Source organism: Weizmannia sp. FSL W8-1119 (genome assembly GCF_038008605.1).
GTDB classification, from domain to species: domain Bacteria; phylum Bacillota; class Bacilli; order Bacillales; family Bacillaceae_C; genus Weizmannia; species Weizmannia coagulans.
The window spans coordinates 1,777,446-1,795,604 of sequence record NZ_JBBOZL010000001.1 but is presented as its reverse complement, the minus strand read 5'-3'; the positions used below and the strand labels follow the sequence as shown (position 1 = coordinate 1,795,604).

The 18,159-nt window shown below is 45.6% G+C and carries 17 protein-coding genes; 14 read left to right on the top strand and 3 right to left on the bottom strand.

Features of this window, described 5'->3' with window-relative positions:
- The first annotated feature begins 13 nt into the window (after nt 1-13).
- On the top strand, nt 14-628 hold the full coding sequence (locus NSQ19_RS08830) for a TlpA family protein disulfide reductase (RefSeq protein ID WP_013859732.1): 615 nt from the start codon (nt 14-16) through the stop codon (nt 626-628).
- A 56-nt stretch (nt 629-684) separates the two neighbouring features.
- Complete coding sequence (locus NSQ19_RS08825; protein ID WP_014097940.1) at nt 685-921, top strand: SHOCT domain-containing protein; 237 nt, start codon at nt 685-687, stop codon at nt 919-921.
- 66 nt (nt 922-987) lie between these two features.
- On the opposite strand, the gene NSQ19_RS08820 is transcribed toward NSQ19_RS08825, so the two are convergent.
- A complete protein-coding gene (locus tag NSQ19_RS08820) occupies nt 988-1,425 on the bottom strand; it encodes an Hsp20/alpha crystallin family protein (RefSeq protein WP_013859730.1) in 438 nt (145 codons plus the stop codon).
- Nucleotides 1,426-1,595: 170 nt separating this feature from the next.
- On the opposite strand from NSQ19_RS08820, the gene NSQ19_RS08815 reads away from it, so the two are divergent.
- The 7 genes from NSQ19_RS08815 to NSQ19_RS08785 all read left to right on the top strand — a co-directional run bounded on the left by NSQ19_RS08815 (nt 1,596) and on the right by NSQ19_RS08785 (nt 9,873).
- Nucleotides 1,596-2,816, top strand: a complete 1,221-nt coding sequence (locus NSQ19_RS08815; RefSeq protein WP_340702728.1) for a multicopper oxidase family protein — start codon at nt 1,596-1,598, stop codon at nt 2,814-2,816.
- A gap of 1,213 nt (nt 2,817-4,029) precedes the next feature.
- Nucleotides 4,030-5,493 carry a transposase gene (locus NSQ19_RS08810; protein ID WP_042512439.1) on the top strand — a complete coding sequence of 488 codons (1,464 nt, stop codon included), beginning with the start codon at nt 4,030-4,032 and terminating at the stop codon, nt 5,491-5,493.
- Between the two features lie 819 nt (nt 5,494-6,312).
- Entirely contained in the window at nt 6,313-6,567 is a 255-nt protein-coding gene (locus NSQ19_RS08805; protein ID WP_014097942.1) for an SHOCT domain-containing protein, read from the top strand.
- Between the two features lie 162 nt (nt 6,568-6,729).
- On the top strand, nt 6,730-8,670 hold the full coding sequence (locus NSQ19_RS08800; RefSeq protein ID WP_061566457.1) for a CoA-disulfide reductase: 1,941 nt from the start codon (nt 6,730-6,732) through the stop codon (nt 8,668-8,670).
- 15 nt (nt 8,671-8,685) lie between these two features.
- Nucleotides 8,686-9,045 carry a rhodanese-like domain-containing protein gene (locus tag NSQ19_RS08795; RefSeq protein ID WP_013859726.1) on the top strand — a complete coding sequence of 120 codons (360 nt, stop codon included), beginning with the start codon at nt 8,686-8,688 and terminating at the stop codon, nt 9,043-9,045.
- 188 nt (nt 9,046-9,233) lie between these two features.
- Entirely contained in the window at nt 9,234-9,467 is a 234-nt protein-coding gene (locus tag NSQ19_RS08790; protein WP_013859725.1) for a glutaredoxin family protein, read from the top strand.
- Between the two features lie 13 nt (nt 9,468-9,480).
- Nucleotides 9,481-9,873, top strand: coding sequence for a DsrE/DsrF/DrsH-like family protein (locus tag NSQ19_RS08785; RefSeq protein ID WP_013859724.1), 393 nt, complete (start codon nt 9,481-9,483; stop codon nt 9,871-9,873).
- A gap of 38 nt (nt 9,874-9,911) precedes the next feature.
- Here the strand turns inward: NSQ19_RS08785 and NSQ19_RS08780 are convergent, their stop codons facing one another.
- Complete coding sequence (locus NSQ19_RS08780; protein ID WP_013859723.1) at nt 9,912-10,352, bottom strand: Hsp20/alpha crystallin family protein; 441 nt, start codon at nt 10,350-10,352, stop codon at nt 9,912-9,914.
- Nucleotides 10,353-10,529: 177 nt separating this feature from the next.
- Between NSQ19_RS08780 and NSQ19_RS08775 the strand changes: the two genes are divergently transcribed.
- Nucleotides 10,530-11,954, top strand: coding sequence for a multicopper oxidase family protein (locus NSQ19_RS08775; RefSeq protein ID WP_340702727.1), 1,425 nt, complete (start codon nt 10,530-10,532; stop codon nt 11,952-11,954).
- Between the two features lie 254 nt (nt 11,955-12,208).
- Here NSQ19_RS08775 and NSQ19_RS08770 read toward each other — a convergent pair whose 3' ends face one another.
- Nucleotides 12,209-13,294, bottom strand: coding sequence for a CdaR family transcriptional regulator (locus tag NSQ19_RS08770; RefSeq protein WP_061566456.1), 1,086 nt, complete (start codon nt 13,292-13,294; stop codon nt 12,209-12,211).
- A 167-nt stretch (nt 13,295-13,461) separates the two neighbouring features.
- Between NSQ19_RS08770 and glcD the strand changes: the two genes are divergently transcribed.
- The 4 genes from glcD to yqeH all read left to right on the top strand — a co-directional run bounded on the left by glcD (nt 13,462) and on the right by yqeH (nt 18,135).
- Nucleotides 13,462-14,871: a glycolate oxidase subunit GlcD gene (glcD, locus tag NSQ19_RS08765; protein WP_340702726.1), complete on the top strand. Its 1,410-nt coding sequence runs from the start codon at nt 13,462-13,464 to the stop codon at nt 14,869-14,871.
- A complete protein-coding gene (locus NSQ19_RS08760; protein ID WP_029141919.1) occupies nt 14,868-16,208 on the top strand; it encodes a (Fe-S)-binding protein in 1,341 nt (446 codons plus the stop codon). Before glcD ends, NSQ19_RS08760 begins: the two co-directional genes overlap by 4 nt.
- 299 nt (nt 16,209-16,507) lie before the next feature.
- Nucleotides 16,508-17,026, top strand: coding sequence for a YqeG family HAD IIIA-type phosphatase (locus tag NSQ19_RS08755; RefSeq protein WP_017552590.1), 519 nt, complete (start codon nt 16,508-16,510; stop codon nt 17,024-17,026).
- Nucleotides 17,027-17,028: 2 nt separating this feature from the next.
- Entirely contained in the window at nt 17,029-18,135 is a 1,107-nt protein-coding gene (yqeH, locus tag NSQ19_RS08750) for a ribosome biogenesis GTPase YqeH (RefSeq protein ID WP_340702725.1), read from the top strand.
- Nucleotides 18,136-18,159 lie beyond the last annotated feature (24 nt).

Genomic DNA, 18,159 nt, shown 5'->3' with positions numbered 1-18,159 from the left:
GGAGTTGAAGCGGTTGAAAAAAAAGGTGTTTCTGGCTGCCGCCGTGCTTCTGGCCTCAGCCATTTTGCTTATGGCCTTAAAAAAACCGGACGATCCCGATAAAAATAAAACAGCAGGGGAGAGGCAGGAAACCGCGGTGAAGGCACAACCGCTATCCGGCGGTGCAGAAGCAAAAGAAGGGGAAAAGGCGCCGGATTTTGCACTGACAAATCTATCGGGGCAAACGGTCAAACTGTCTGATTTTAAAGGGAAAACGGTGATCCTGAATTTTTGGGCTTCCTGGTGCCCGCCGTGTAAAGCGGAGATGCCGGATATGCAGCGTTTCTATGAAAAAAACCCGGATGTCGCAGTGCTTGCTGTGAATTTAACGAATACCGAAACAAACGAGAATGCGCCGCTTGACTTTGTGAAGAAAAACGGCCTTGCTTTTCAAATTCTGTTTGACATGGACGGCTCCGTCGGCACCCTTTACAAAACGGTTACCATTCCGACGACTTACTTTATTGATGCAGAAGGGACCATCATCCGTAAAGTCATCGGCCCGATGGATGAGAAAACGATGGCAGGATTTGCGCAAGAGTGCAAAAGGGGGAAAAAGGGAAGCCGGGATAGAACAAAGATTTTTTAAGAAAAAAGTGGTATAGTATACAGTAGTAGGGAATATAAAAAGGAAAGGTGCTGACCATGATGATGTACGGTGGCTATGGCATGATGGGCGTATTCAGCCTAATCGGCATGATTGCCCAGCTTGTCATCTTTGTGCTCGTGATTTTTTTGATAGTGGCAGGCATCAAAAAAGTGAGTGAATTCCGGCCGCATCAAAGGGAAGACAAAAGCCTCGACATTTTGCGGGAACGGTATGCAAAAGGGGAAATCACGGAAGAAGAATTTAAAAAAATGAAGAAGGATTTGATGGATTAAGGGATTATCCGGCTTCTTTTTTACACAAAAAAGCGGGGGCTTGCATTACAAGCCTCCGCTTCATGATTACTGGATTTGAATCCGTTTTCCGGATGGGCCTTCCTTCGTTTTCTTCGGAATATGAATTTTCAGGACGCCATTATCAAGGGTGGCGCTGATTTCGTCTTCATTAATATTATCCACGTAAAACTTCCGGACGAATTCGCCATAGCGGCGTTCCTGCCGGATAACTTTATGTTTTTCATCTTTGCTTTCTTCCATTTGGTCGCGTTTTGCACGGATGGTCAGCTCATTATTGCGGACATCAATGGTAATGTCCTCTTTTGAGAAGCCCGGCAGTTCGGCCTCCACAAGATAAGCATCTTCTTTTTCCGTAATGTCGGTACGGAACGAGTTTGCGTTCGCAAAAGGCGCCAACGCATTCGCATCAAACATCTCATTGAAAGTCTTCATCATACGTTCGAAAACATCGTCGTTTCTTCTGAACGGCATTAAATCAAACATATTCAATCCCTCCTTTTCACTATTATTATACCCCACTATAAAAAAATTGAAAACAAAGATGCCTATGCACAACAGATGTTCACAAAATTGTCAATCTATAACGATGGATTTCCGGTGTTAAAAAACATTACAATGGTACTGAACATCAAAAAAGAAAAAGCAGGGGTAGGATGAACAAGACAAAGTTAGGGGCTCTGATTTTAATCGTGGTCATTGTGGGTATTGGCGGTGTTTTCTTTTATAACGGCTATGTGAAAATCAGCACAAATCATAAAGCGGCACAGCATCCGGATCTGCCCATTCCAGCCGTTTTAAAAGATACGAACCCGGATCCCAACGCGGCGGAGTATACTTTAACCGCACAGCAGGGGAAAAAGGCGTTTATTTCCAGGAAAACAACAGCAACGTACGGATATAACGGCGACTATTTGGGGCCGGTCATCCGGTTGAAAACGGGCGAAAAAGTGAATATCATCGTAAAAAATAAATTGCCGGAAGCAACGACGGTCCATTGGCACGGCCTCATTGTCCCGGGTTCGGCTGACGGCGGCCCGCATGCTGCCATCCAGCCGGGCAAAACATGGAAAGCAAAGTTTACGGTGAGCCAGCAGGCTGCCACGCTCTGGTACCATCCCCACCCGATGGGAAAAACAGGCGAACAGGTATACAAAGGCCTGGCCGGTCTGATTTATGTCGATAACAAACATGCGGAAAGCCTTGATATTCCGAAAGACTATGGCAAAAATGATTTTCCGCTTGTGCTGCAGGACCGCCGTTTTAACAAAAACGGCCAGCTCGTGTACAAATTAAATATGACAGATGAAATGTACGGCTTCCAGGGCACAACCGAACTGGTAAACGGCGCGGTTAAGCCGCAGTTAACGGTCAGGCGCGGCCTCGTCCGTTTCCGGATTTTAAACGGGGCAAACGGCAGGACGTACAATCTTCATCTGAGCGGCAACAGGACATTTGTGCAAATTGCATCCGACGGGGGATTTCTCAAGACGCCTGTGCAAATGAAAAAATTAACGCTTTCTCCCGGGGAACGTGCAGAAATTTTGGTTGATTTTTCAAAAATGAAAAACGGCAGCACGCTCCGGCTCCAAAATGGGAAAGAAACGCTCATGTATTTTAAAGTAAAAGGAAAGGCCGACCAGACCTACAAAGTTCCGCAAAAACTGGCTGTGATCGAAAAAATGCCGGTGCAAGAAGCGGTGAAAACGCGGAAATTTGTCATGTCCGGCATGGGCCCGAACGTCAGCATTAACGGCAGGCAAATGAACATGGACCGGATAGATGAGACGGTTAAATTAAATACGATGGAGAGCTCACCTAAACTTACACCGTTCCATTTTCTTTTATGGTCATTGCGTGCTATCCACACTTTGTAGCCTAAAGCCCGCCCTAATTTGGCAAGATCATATTGCATTTCTGAATGGGAGTTTTCCTCCGCCATATCTTTCTCTACTTCTTTATGTCGGCGTGCAATTGCTTTTACCTGCTTATCCAGTTCATTTTGTAATACAAGTTTTGCATTTTCATCGATGACTAAACGGTTCGATCCGATTTCAAAGAGAAGGCCGGCGAAAGCGCCCAAATCTTTGGACAGCATGTTACGGTATTCCTGATTTTTAAAGAGAATAATCTCCCTCATTTTTAAATACTCAGGCCAGGAGCCGAGTTTAATTTTTTGGCTGAACAGCAAATTAAAGCCTTTCACAATGGCTGTATTAAACGGAGGAAATAAAGTCGGATGCAAAAAATAGATTATATTTGCAACAGCCGGTCCTAGCCCTTTTATGTTGTATCCATTCAATTCACGTATTTCATCCAAAACTTGTTTTTCATTTGTTGCATTCAGGCACGCTTTCAAAAACCGCCCGAACGCTTTTTTGTTTGCCTCATTTTCGTAAATATCCGGGATACGCAGTTTTGGTTTCCAAAAAAATGCATGGGCGGCGCCTTCAAATATTTGTTTCTGTTCTGATATCGCCGTCACTACCGTTTCTAAACTGGAACCTTTAAAATCATTTCCAAACTTGCCTTCTTCAATTTCATCTATAACCTTTGCCAGGCTTTTTCTAATGGACCGGAAAGCTTTTAATCTATCATCATTATTTAAGAACCAAGTGTGGTATACGGACTCGGGGGTCATTTTTATAGGTGTTGATGATGTCTTCCATTGATAAAACTCCTTTTTAAAAATGGCAATTTTACTAAATTATACTAATATTATATCTAAAAAATAGAGGCGGGGAACGAGTGGTAAGAGCCCTTGCCAAAATGCTATATCCCCTGAAACTGTAAGCAGTCAGACAATTAAAGGTCGTTGATTTATTCCACTAAAGAAAAAAGACGTTTGTAGGAACATTATGACAAATGTAAAAATAAATTGTGAGTTTTTGATTTTAATGGGGTAAATTTATTTATTATAAGTGTCTAAATTTTTCCATTTTAGTCGGGTTTCAATAGATTAAGCTACTCATTCCTGTGGTAAATATTGTAAAACGGAAAAGGATGATTTTTTTTTGAAAAAAAAAAGAGCCATGAAAGCCACTCCTTTGTTAAGATATAAGTACCACCAAATATCCAGGGAGTGATTTCATGACTAGTTCTATTCTAACACAAACCAGAGACTTTTCAATACAACAAAATTTGATTCCCCACAATTGGCAAGACTATGCCGATATACCATTTGTCATTCCAGCCATGTGTTTCCCATGGGAGATTTTTAAGCCGATTGAACGAGAATACTACACCCTTTTATATTTGCACCTAAAAAATGAAAGAGCACATGATCCTTCTAATGAAATACAACCGGCACTATTTTCAATAACGGAGGAAGAAGACAAGTCTGCGTCTTCATTATTTCATCTCCCTTCCACTGGGAGAAAACCGCATCCTTTCATGCCCTTTTTTCGTGCTTTTGAACTGGCCTCTTTACAGTATATTGAAGTGATGGTGGAGAGTGTCTATTTGCAAGTGAAATCAAACCCGCTATTTGCCACCATGTGTGGATTTACAGAGAAAATTCCGAGCTACCGGTCCTTTGCTCGTTTTGATCAAATCATGACAACAAATGGTCTTTGGGAAAAAGCCCGGCTATTGGTTGTTGAATATAATAAAGGGGAAGGCGTGGTTGAAACGAATGAGGAAGCAGCCGCCGTGGATACATCGCATATAGAGGCAGAAGCAACCTTGAATAAAACAAGGAAGACGTGTTCTTGTGAGGGTGATTGCGATTGCCCCAGAGTCCTTACGGACGACAATGTAGGGGTAATGCGTAAAAGTAATGCAGTCTCCTATATTGCGCATAAATTATCAATGGTATGCGGGGTGAAATCCGGTTTGCCTTTGACGCGGGAAGTATTTAAAGGAAATACACCCGATGGGAAAACATTAGAACCGACATTGGAAACGTTTAAGGCAGAGCACCCCGAGATGGCTGAGCAGTTGAGCTTTATCCTGGCAGATGGAATCTACCAAACGCCGGAAAATCAAAAAGTGACAAAGGATGTATTACAGGCGAAATTGGTGGCACCGATCAATCCACGGAACCGTAAAGATAAACCAACTACCGCCCGGGGGATTGAAAAAATCAACCGGTACGGCACTCCCATCTGTATCAGTGGACATAAAATGGAACTTAGAGGATCTGATCGGGAAAAGGGGCAATATATTTACACTTGTCCTGTATTTCATCCAAATGCCAAGCAAGAAGGTCTCACCTGCCCGCTAGCGAATCACGCGGAATGTTGTAATGGGGCAGCACAAGGAAGAGTATTTAGGATAGACTTTGATCAAACGCCTCAAGTAGATGTCGAGTTGCCTCAACATGGTCGCACATTTGAAGTGTTATATAGTGCCAGGACGATCATCGAAAGAATCTTTGGCATTCTAAAAGACGGATACAGTCTCCGTCGTGTTCACAAGCGTGGGAAACAGGCAGTTGAAGCTCATGTAGATCGATGCATGATATCTATGCATATCATGGCAAATATGGCGTACCATCAGACTGGAAAGGCCAATTGTGGATGGACACGCAATCGGCTGCAAAGAGCAAATTAAGTTATTCACAGGTGGATATGTGAATAACTCAAATGAACGTTTTCTTTCCACAAAGGGTAGTGAAAAAAACCATTTTGTGAAGGCGGGATACGTATGCCCTTTTTTTGAAGAAAAATGACCGTTTTACTTCTATTGAATTGAAAATCTGGATGTAAATTGAAAATCTGGATGAAAAGGCAAAAAAAAATCGGGATAATTAATTTTCCAGAGCCTCGCTCAAGGGTATATTTTTATTTTGGCAGAGGCTCTAAAGAAAAAATTTGTTACAGAGACAATTGATGATAAAAAATGAAGTAATCCACACTGTCTAATTAGGGCTTGCTGAACGAATCCGATTATGGCTTGTATCTGATTTGTCAGCAAGCTCTACCTCAATATCATAGGAGAATGCATCTGCGAAAATGCTTTATTCTGTCCTCTCTGTATGTTGAATCAGCTTTAGAGTGCAAAGTTTTTCCTGCATTTTTTATAAAACCCTTGCATTTAAAGTTCGGCCAAAGCTGTCAGTATCCTTACCAAGTCTAGGACTTTTGCTTATTCAGCAAGCCCTAATTATGAGATAAAAAATCTTTTTGGGTCCACAACCCCTTATACCCCATTCCCCAAACGGTGATCAAAGTATGATATACCGAAAACCGGCATTTCTCAGCTTGTTCTGGACGTTGCGGATATTCCTCGAAAAACAAAGAATTAGTTGGAAGCCATTACAGGCCAATATAAGCATGTTTAAGGAATTTTTTAGAAAAAGGTGATACATTAAGTATGAAGATCGAAATATAATTTGGAGAGCGAAAATTAAAAATGAAAGGATGCTTGTCTATGCATATGTGGTACAATGAGTACGGTGGATACGGCATGATGGGCGTTTTCGGGATGATTGGCATGATCGTCCAGCTGTTGATTTTCATATTAATTATTTATTTGATTGTAATTGGCATTAAAAAAGTAAGCGAAAAAGATTTCGGGGTTCATCCGAAAGAAGACCGTAGCCTGGAAATATTGCGGGAACGGTATGCAAAAGGCGAGATCACGGAAGAAGAATTTAAGAAAATGAAGAAAGACTTGGCGGAATAAGGGGCTGCAATTGGCTCCTTTTTCGTTAAATTTTATTGACAATATACCCATAGGGGTATAAAATGAGTTTTGTAAATACCAAGTTAAATAAAAATCAAATTATTTTTTGGTTTCCAATATACCTATATGGGTATTTAGACAGATCATTAGGAGGTAAATATCATGGCTGTAAAGAAAGTGATCATCGTAGGAGGTGTAGCCGGCGGGGCAACCGCTGCCGCCAGACTCAGAAGGCTGAGTGAAGACATCCAAATCGTTCTTGTGGAACGCGGTGAATACATCTCTTTCGCAAACTGTGGATTGCCGTACTATATCGGCGAAACGATCAAGGACCGCAGCAATCTTCTTGTGCAGACGGTTGAGGGCATGTCGAAACGGTTCAATATAGATATCCGCACTTTAAGCGAAGTAACAAAAATTGATCCGGAGAAGAAGGCTGTCACCATACAAAACTTGCGGACCAATGAAGTGTACGAAGAAACGTACGACAAGCTGCTCTTGTCCCCGGGTGCACGCCCGATTGTGCCGCCTGTTCCGGGGCTGGGAGAAAACAAAACGCTCTTTACGCTTCGCAATATCCCGGATACGGATCGCATCAAAAACTTTGTGGATCAGGAAAAACCGGAACGTGCAGTGATTATTGGCGGCGGTTTTATCGGCCTTGAAATGTCGGAAAACCTTGCACATCGCGGGATTCAAGTGACAATCGTAGAGATGGCAAACCAAGTGATGGCGCCAATCGACTATGAAATGGCGAGCCTTGTACACAACCATTTGAAAGAAAAAGGCGTCCGCCTTGTGTTGGAAAACGGGCTTCAAGCTTTTGCAAATGAAGGAAAAAAAGTGATTTTATCAGACGGGACAGAAATTGAAACGGATATGACGATTTTGGCGATCGGCGTCCGTCCGGAAAACCAATTGGCAAAGGATACGGGCCTTGCTTTGGGCGAGCGCGGCGGCATTGTTGTTAACGAATACTTGCAAACTTCAAATGAAGATATTTACGCAGTCGGTGATGCGGTAGAAGTTGTGGATTACATCAACGGAAACAAGACAATGATCCCGCTTGCGGGACCGGCAAACCGGCAAGGGCGCATTGCCGCCAATAACATCATGGGCAAAAAGGAAAAATACGAGGGGACGCTCGGCACTTCGATTGCAAAAGTATTTGACCTCTCTGTTGCGGTAACCGGCAATAACGAAAAAACGCTGAAACGGCTTGGCGTGTCATACGAAGTCGTCCATATTCATCCGAGTTCGCATGCCGGCTATTATCCGGGCGCCACGCCGATTTCCTTGAAACTGATTTTTGACAAAGATACTGGAAAAATTTTCGGAGCACAGGCGGTCGGTACGGACGGCGCTGATAAACGGATCGATGTCATTGCGACGGCCATTAAAGGCGGCTTAACTGTTGAAGATTTGACGAACCTGGAACTTTCCTATGCTCCGCCATATTCTTCTGCGAAAGACCCGGTCAACATGGCTGGCTATGTCGCTACCAATCTCATGAACGGGGAACTCGAACATGTCCAGTGGCATGAAATTGACAAGATCATTGAAGATGACGGGATTTTGATAGACGTCCGGGAACCGATAGAACGCGAATTCGGCCATATCAAAGGATCGATCAATATTCCGCTGAACGAATTAAGGGACAGGCTCGATGAAATTCCGAAAGACAAAACCGTTTATGTCAGCTGCCAGGTTGGTTTGCGCGGCTATTTGGCTACGAGGATTCTGAAAAACAACGGTTTTGACGTGAAAAACGTGGACGGTGGATGGAAAACATACTCCGGCGTGTTTGGAAGCAACATTGAAAATGACAGCAAAACGACTGTGAATGACAGAGGCGAAACGGAAGTTACAGGTGAAGTACAGGCGGATAAAGTACTGGATGTGAGCGGTCTGGTTTGCCCGATGCCGGTGATCCGCTTGAAAAAAGGCATCGAAACAATTAAAAGCGGCGAAGTGCTTGAACTGCATGCAACAGACAGAGGCGCGCTCAATGATCTTCCGGCATGGTCAAGAAATGCAGGCCATCAAATTTTGAAAACCGAACAAGACGGACCAACGATTAAATTCTGGATTCAGAAAAAATAATAGCGGAGGCGCAATATGACGATCTTAAATATTGTCATCCTGGTATTGATCGTGCTGCTTGTGATTCCCCGCCTGATCCCGGCAAAAGGGGTCAGGCAGATCACCACAGCAACGTTAAAGAATGAATTAAAAGATAAAGGGAAGCAATTTATTGATGTGCGAACGCCTGCAGATTTCAAAGGGAACCACATCAAAGAATTTAAAAACATCCCTTTGCACCAGCTGGCCGAAAAATCCGCACAGCTTTCGAAAGACAAAGAAGTGGTGGTCATCTGCCGAAGCGGGATGAGAAGCAGCAAAGCATGCAAAATTTTAAAGAAACAGGGATTTAAGCAGATCACAAATGTAAAAGGCGGCATGTCAGCGTGGAGATAGCTTGGGATGCCAGATACCCCTCCCTGTATAATTCGGGCAGTCCACTGATAAATAGGTAAGAAGTGCTGATATGTATTGAATTTCCGCTGATATTTTCCAAAAACCGCTGATAAAAGCATGAGAACCGCTGATTTTTTATGAAACAGCATCGGAGATACCCCTTGTAAAACAAAAAGGAGAGAAGACAGATGAACAATGTAACAGTTTATACTACGACGCATTGCCCGTTTTGCGCGATGCTAAAAAACTTTTTAAACGGACAGAACATTCCTTACAGAGAAGTAAATGTGGAAAGGGACCCTGCGATGATGCGGAAACTTGTCGCAACAACCGGGCAGATTGGCGTTCCACAAACCGAAATCAACGGCAAATGGGTGATCGGTTTTGACCCGGAAGGCATTATGCAGGCATTACAAAATTGAGGAGAGATGAAACATGGGAAAAGTAGCGATCATTGCAAGCAACGGCGGATTGTTTGATGCCTATAAAGTATTTAACATTGCAACGGCAGGGGCAGCGTCCGACATGGAGGTGGCCATCTTTTTCACATTTGAAGGATTGAACCTCATCCATAAAGAAGTGCATAAAAATTTGCCGATGCCGGAAGGAAAAGAAAACTATGCGGAAGGTTTTGCGAAAAGCAACACCCCTTCTATTCCTGAACTCGTTGAAATAGCAAAAGACCTGGGTGTAAAATTCATCGCCTGCCAGATGACAATGGATGTCATGGGCCTGAAGAAAGAAGATTTTATCGACGGCACTGAAGTCGGCGGCGCTGTCACTTTTCTCGAATACGCAAAAGATGCGGATGTAACGCTGGCGTTTTGAAAAAGAGCGGAGACTCTCCCTCGAGTCCCCGCTCTTTTTTATTGAATTTCAATCCTTTTTCCGGATGAACCTTCTTTCGTTTTCTTCGGGATGTTGATTTTCAGGACGCCGTTATCAAGGGTGGCGCTGATTTCGTCTTCTTTAATATTGTCGACATAGAACTGCCGGACGAATTCGCCGTAGCGGCGTTCCTGCCGAATGACTTTATTTTTTTCGTCTTTGCTTTCTTCCATTTGGTCGCGTTTTGCGCGGATCGTTAAATAGTTATTGTTCACATCAATCGTAATGTCTTCTTTGGAAAAGCCAGGCAATTCCGCTTCAACGAGATAAGCATCTTCTTTTTCAGTAATATCTGTCCGGAACGAGTTGGCATTACCGTTGAACGGTGTTAAAGCATTTGTGTCAAACATATCATTGAAGGTCTTAAGCATACGTTCGAAAACATCTTCATTCCTTCTGAATGGCATTAAATCAAACATCTCAAAATCCCTCCTTCTACTTACACTATCATTATACCCTGCTGAAATCGGTTTAAAACAAAGATACTATTCAAAATAAATTTGTTCACAAAAGCGTCAAAACTTATTAATAGAACTCCTGCACAAAAAAACGTTAAGATGATACCGAACATAAAAATAACAAAAAGCAGGGGTAATATGAAAAAGAGAGTATGGATAACAGCCATTATCCTATTGGCTATCGTGATCATCGGGGGTGCCGTTTTTTACAGTTGGCACGTGAAAAAGAGCGCGGAGCAAAAAGACGCGCAGCATCCTGCACTGCCGATTCCGGCGGTGCTTAAAGACACCAATCCGGATCCGGATATGGCGGATTTCACTTTAACCGCACAGCATGGCAAAAAAGAATTTATAGCTGGAAAAACGTCAACGACATACGGGTATAACGGCAATTATTTAGGTCCTGTGATCAGGGTGAGAAAAGGCGAAAAGGTCAATATGACAGTAAAAAACGACTTAAAAGAAGTGACAACGGTACACTGGCATGGCCTTCTGGTACCGGGTTCCGCAGACGGAGGCCCACATAATACGATTTTGCCGGGCAAAACGTGGAAAGTCAGCTTTACCGTAAGCCAGCAGGCAGCCACGCTTTGGTACCATCCGCACCCGATGGGAAAGACGGGTGAACAGGTTTATAAAGGCCTGGCCGGGCTGATTTATGTCGATGATCAAAATTCGGAGAAACTAGATATCCCGAAAGACTACGGAAAAAACGATTTTCCGCTCGTGCTGCAGGACCGCCGTTTTACGAAAAACGGGCAATTGTCCTATAAATTGGACATGAACGACCAAGTATTCGGCTTTCAGGGCACGACCGAACTCGTCAACGGCGTAATCCAGCCGCAATTGACAGTCAAACGCGGTCTTGTCCGCCTCCGGATTTTAAACGGCTCAAACGGCAGGACGTATAATCTGCACCTAAGCGGCAACCAAACATTTACGCAAATTGCATCTGACGGCGGGTTCCTTGCATCGCCGGTGAAAATGAAAAAACTGACACTTTCAGCCGGAGAGCGCGCGGAAATCCTTGTTGATTTTTCCAAGCTAAGAGACGGCGGTATGCTCCAGTTGAAAAACGGAAAAGAAACGCTGATGTATTTTAAAGTTAAAGGCAAATACACAAAATCTTACAGCGTCCCAAGGAAACTTGCAACCATTAAGAAAATCCCGGATTCAAAAGCGGTCAAAACCCGCAAATTTGTGATGAGCGGCATGGGCCCGAATGTCAGCATCAACGGCAAGCAAATGGATATGAACCACATTGATGAAACAGTGAAACTGCATTCCATCGAAATTTGGGAAATCAAAAACGCTTCAACTTCCATGGGGACGAAAAAAATGGTGCACCCGTTCCATGTCCACGGTGTCCAGTTCCAGATTTTGAGCATAAACGGCAAAACGCCGCCTGCAAATGAGCAGGGCTGGAAAGATACAGTGCTCGTCAATCCGGGAGATACGGTGAAAGTGATAATGCGGTTCCCGTTTAAAGGCATTTATATGTATCACTGCCATATCCTCGAACATGAAGACCTTGGCATGATGGGGCAGTTTGAAGTGAAATAAGCCAGAAAGGGAGTTCTCGCAAAAGTCCTTTTTAAACAAGAAAACCCTTTGAGAAATTACTTTTTCTCAAAGGGTTTTCTTGTTTAGAGCAAAATTTTCCCGAGGAAACGGTTCAGAGAAGCTTTGTCAGGATCATTAGAGCAAAAATCTCTGGAGAAACGGCTTTGAGAAGCTGTGTCACGACCGTTAGAGCAAAATTCCTACTTAAATGGGGCTTTTGGGACAGCTCCGTTACGCTTTCAGTGAAAAATCTTCTACTCCGCCAAATGTACCGCCAAATAAAACAGTGCAATGCCTTCCGCTGTTTTCGGATCAATGCCCGTGACTTCGGTGATTTGCTTCAGCCTGTAATGGAGCGTATTAATATGCACATGGAGCTGTGCGGCTGTTTCTTTCAGCGACAGGTTGTTTGCAAGATAGGCTTGCAATGTTTCTGCGAGGCCCGCATGTTCCTGCAGTTTCGCGATTGTTTTTTGCAAATACTCCTGGCGCGCCTCTTCCGACACTTCTTCTATCAGCAGATCAAGGAGCAGGTCTTCATAAAACACAATACCGCCATTTTTTCCGGCAACTTTCAAAGCTTTCTGTGCTTCTTTGAACGACTGGCGGATCACATATGTACCGGCTGTTTTTCCGACCCCGACTGCGCAATTTGGCGCAAATCGCCGCTTAAAATCTTCCAATTGCCCATAAAACCGTTCTTTTGAAAACGGCGCTTCCACGCTTTTCAGCAGCAAAAACAACCCCGGACCCCAGTGCACAATCATGTCGCGGTCCGTTTCAATATAGGATTGCAGCCGTTCAAATATTTCTGTTTCCCCCGATGGCGGCACCGCCATTTTTAAAAAACAGCAGATGTGAGGCACCTGCATCGGAATCCCAAGCATCAGTCCCCGTTCAACGAAATGCTGGTCATACGCCTTTACTGTCGCCCATTCGTAGAAATATGCCTCGAGCCCCCTCGTTTTGGACCGTGCTTGTTCAGCATGGACGGTTTCCTGAATAATAAGCTCCGTCAGCCGGCGGATCAGCTCCGCATAATGTTCGACTTCTTTCGGATTGCCGGTGACGCCGATAACGCCAATCGTCCTCCCTTCGAACCGGATCGGCATATTTATCCCCATCCGCACCCCTTCCATTTGCGCCGCCATTTCTTCATCAATATACAATTTTTTGTTCGTTTGAAAAACTTTCTGTGCCCCCATATGGAAGTTTCCAATCCGGTCTTTTTGCGTCGAGGCCATGATCACCCCGTTTTCGTCCACAACAATAATATCCTCATCCATCACCGACTGCACTTCATTCACGATTTTTCCGGCAATTTTTGGAAACAACAGCATGTTGACCACCTTTGTATATAAATTTAAAAATCAACCAATAGTAACCGCTAAACTTTGTATTTTTATCTATATCATTCTTGCACTTTTAGCTTTATCATAAAATGAAGCACAAAACAATATTTTTCTCGTTAAAATATTGAAAATTTGCAGAACGGGGGGAAGGTTTGATGATTCAAGCCGATATAAAAGAAAAACTGCAGCAAATTGTTGGCCCGGAAAATTACGATGATTCGAAGGCGGGCAGGCTTGTGTATTCGTATGATGCAAGCCCGCAGTTTCAGTCAATGCCGGATGCGGTCGTGGCGCCGCGCAATAAAGAAGAAGTGCAGAAAATCGTAAAAATTTGCAACAAACACCGGATTCCTATTGTGCCGCGCGGGTCGGGCTCCAACCTTTGTGCCGGCACATGCCCGATAGAAGGCGGCATCGTGCTGTTGTTTAAGCATATGAACAAGATTTTGGAAATTGATGAAGAAAATCTGACGGTGACGGTGCAGCCCGGCGTCATTACGCTTGATATGATCAAAGCGGTTGAAGAAAAGGGGCTGTTTTACCCGCCGGACCCAAGTTCCATGAAAATCTCGACGATCGGCGGCAATATAAATGAAAATTCGGGTGGCTTGCGCGGCTTGAAATACGGTGTGACGCGCGATTATGTGCTGGCGCTTGAAGCCGCGCTCGCAAACGGTGAGATCATCCGCACCGGCGGAAAACTGGCGAAAGATGTAGCCGGCTACGATTTGACGCGGCTTTTGGTCGGTTCGGAAGGGACGCTCGCCGTCATTACGGAAGCGACGCTGAAACTTTTGCCGATGCCGGAAGCAAAAAAGACGATGCTGGCGCTTTACCAGGATATTGAAGCGTGCGCGCAAACGGTTTCCGACATTATTGCGAACCGGATCATCCCGGCGACGCTGGAATTTCTGGACCAGCCGACACTGCAGGCGGTGGAAGCTTTTGCGCATATCGGCCTACCGACCAATGTGAAGGCAGTGCTTTTGATCGAGCAGGACGGCCCGCAGGAAGTGGTGGAACGCGATATTGAAAAGATCGCGGAAATTTGCCGCAAGCAACATGCAGTCGATGTAAAGGTGGCAGCTTCCCCGGAACATGCGGAAGCGCTCATGACGGCAAGAAGGAGCGCTTTAAGCGCACTCGCCCGCCTGAAGCCGACAACGATTTTGGAAGATGCGACCGTGCCGCGTTCCGAAGTCGCAAAGATGGTGGTGGCAATCAATGAAATTGCTGAAAAATACGGGCTCCATATCGGGACATTCGGCCATGCGGGGGACGGGAATCTGCACCCGACCTGCCTTGCCGATATCCGGGATCAGGACGAAATGGAGCGGGTTGAAAAAGCCTTTGCGGAAATTTTTCAAAAAGCGATTGAACTGGGCGGCACGATTACCGGCGAACATGGCGTCGGGAGGGCGAAAGCGCCGTATCTTGAATGGAAACTCGGGGAAACGGGCATTGGCGTCATGAATGCGATCAAAAATGCGCTGGACCCGAACCATATTTTAAATCCCGGCAAAGTCTTTGCCAAAGAAACGGATCGAGTGGTGATGGAAAAATGATTACAGCCGAACAACAAAAAGAAATCCAGCAGAAATTCAGGGAAAGGATGGACGAAGACCAGCTGCTGAACTGCATGCGCTGCGGCTTTTGCCTGCCGTCTTGCCCGACCTATATTGAATCGGGGTTCAAAGAATCGCACTCGCCGCGCGGCCGGATTGCATTGATGAAAGCCGTTGTGGACGGCATTATCGAACCGGATGAAGATGTGGAGCGCTCTTTGGACTTGTGCCTCGGCTGCCGGGCTTGCGAATCGGTATGCCCGCCCGGCGTCCAGTACGGGCATCTTTTGGAAGAAGCGCGGGATATTATCCAGCAGTCGAAGAAAAAGAAGCAGTCCCTGCCGGTAAAAGTGCTCCGCAAAGCGGTCTTTGAAGAATTGTTCCCGCACCAGAATCGGATGCGCGCTTTAACAGGCCTGATCGGTTTTTACCAGCGGAGCGGCCTGCAAAAAGCGGCGCATGCGACAGGCGCTTTAAAGCTTCTGCCGAAAAATTTATCGTCCATGGAAAAAGTGCTGCCAAAAATTCCAAAATGGAAGGAAATGAAACAGCGCCCGGAACATTTGATGCCAAAAGCGGAAGTGAAAAAACGCGTTGCCTTTTTTACCGGCTGCCTGATGGACACGATGTTCATGGAAACCAATGATGCGACATTGAAACTATTGCAGCTTGCCGGCTGTGAGGTTGTCATCCCGCAGGACCAGGCATGCTGCGGGGCGCTGCATGGCCATGGCGGCGAAAAAGAGATGGCAAAGGACCTTGCCCGCCGCAATATCAAGGCTTTCGAAGATTTGCGCGCTGATTATATTATCACGAATGCCGGCGGCTGCGGCGCTTATTTAATCGATTACGGCCATTTGTTAAAAGACGATCCGGAATGGGCGGAACGGGCCGCGGCATTTTCAAGCAAAATAAAAGATATTTCCGCTATTCTCGTAGAGCTGGGCTTCCATAAACGGAAACTCAGCCTCCCGCACCAGGTGGTCACGTACCAGGATTCATGCCATTTGCGCAATGTGATGAAGACCTCTTCCGCGCCGCGCCTGCTCATTGGCGCCATCGAAAATGTAGAATTCCGGGAAATGAAGGAAGCGGACCACTGCTGCGGGTCGGCCGGCATTTACAATATTGTCGAGTCGGAGATGTCCATGCAAATTTTGGACCATAAAATGGAAAATGCAAAAGCGACACATGCCACAACCATTGTGACCGCCAACCCGGGCTGCCTGCTGCAAATGAAACTCGGGATCGAACGGGCCGGTTTAAGCGGAAAAGTCCGCGCTGTCCATATCGCCGACCTGCTGATCGAAGCAATGGGGGAAAATGCGAAAGTATAAAGCGCAAAGCAAGAAAAACACAACATTTTCAAGCAGCAGGCATGGCAGCTTTGCGATTTACCCATGGATACGGACATGACTAATGGAAAGCAATCAAAACCGCTGAGCGCGCACTGCCCGGCGGTTTTTCCTGTTTCCGGCTTCCGGGGAACAGGGCATTGCTATCAGTTGAATAATTTGTAGAAATTGTTATGATAAAAGAAACTTGAATGAAGCATATTCGGGACAATATACTCATAAACGGGCGGGTAAGCTTGCATCTTGTGGACAGAACGGTAAAATGAATGGAGTGTCACGGATTGATCTTGAAAAATTTTTTGCCGGACCGGCAAGTGAACTCGGTGCTGTCAATCAGGCCGGAAGAATTAAAAAAGCATGGCATTAAAGCCATCATCACCGATTTGGACAATACATTGGTCGAGTGGGACAGGCCGAGTGCGCCGCCAAAACTGGTCCAATGGTTCCAGGACATGCAGGAACATCATATCAAAATCACGATTGTTTCCAATAATAATGAAATGCGGGTCAAAACATTTGCGGACCCGCTTGGCATCCCGTTTCTTTTCAGAGCGAGAAAACCGCTTGGCAAAGCATTCCGCAAGGCGCTTGCTATCATGGACGTGAAAAAGGAAGAAACCGTCGTGATCGGCGACCAGCTTTTGACCGATGTGCTCGGCGGCAACAGAAGCGGTTTTTATACGATTCTCGTCGTCCCGGTTGCGCAATCAGATGGCTTTGCGACGAAACTCAACCGGATGATTGAACGCCGGATTATGGGCTGGTTCAGGAAAAAAGGTTATTTGACTTGGGAGGATTGAATTTGGAAAAAGAAGCTGTCCATTGTATCGGCTGCGGGGCGCTCCTCCAGACGGAAGATCCGGATGAGGCAGGCTACGCGCCAAAATCTGCGCTGGAAAAAGAGCAGGTCATTTGCCAGCGCTGCTTCAGATTGAAACATTACAATGAAGTGCAGGACGTGCCGCTTACAGACGATGATTTTTTAAAAATTTTAAACCGGCTCGGGCAGGTGGATGCGCTGGTTGTAAAAATTGTCGATATTTTTGATTTCAACGGGTCCTGGCTGCCGGGATTCCACCGTTTCGCAGGCAAAAACCCGGTTCTTTTAATCGGCAATAAAGAGGATCTCCTGCCAAAATCGGTGAAAAGAGCGAAAATGGCCAACTGGATGAAGCAGCAGGCGAAAGAACTCGGGCTCCGTCCGGCCGATGTGCTGCTTGTGAGCGCGGCAAAGGGGCACGGCATGGATGAAGCGATGGCTGCCATCGAACAGTACCGGAACGGGAAAGATGTGTATGTTGCCGGCTGCACGAATGTTGGGAAATCCACTTTTATCAATCGCATTATACGGCAGGCAACAGGGGAAAAAGATGTCATCACCACATCCTATTTTCCGGGGACGACGCTGGATATGATCGGCATCCCGCTTGATGACGGCACATCTCTTTATGACACGCCGGGGATCATCAACCACCACCAGATGGCGCATTTCGTCGGGAAAAACGAATTAAAGGTGATTACACCGAAAAAAGAAATCAAGCCGGCTGTATTCCAGCTGAATGAACGGCAGACGCTGTTTTTCGGCGGCCTTGCGCGGCTTGATTATATAAAAGGCGGCAGACGGTCATTTGTCTGCTATGTTTCAAATGCTTTAAAGATTCACCGTACAAAACTTGAAAATGCGGATGATTTATATACGCGCCAGCTCGGGGAATTGCTCCAACCGCCGGGGAAAGCGGAAGCCGCGGATTTCCCGGCGCTCGTTCGCCATGAATTTTCCATTAAAGAAGGAAAGACGGATATTGTTTTTTCCGGGCTTGGCTGGGTGACGGTCAACGAACCGGGCGCCGTTGTCGCGGCCTATGTGCCAAAGGGCGTCCGGGTCATGCTGCGCCGGTCGTTGATCTGAAAAAGGTTCTGTTTTTAACGGGGA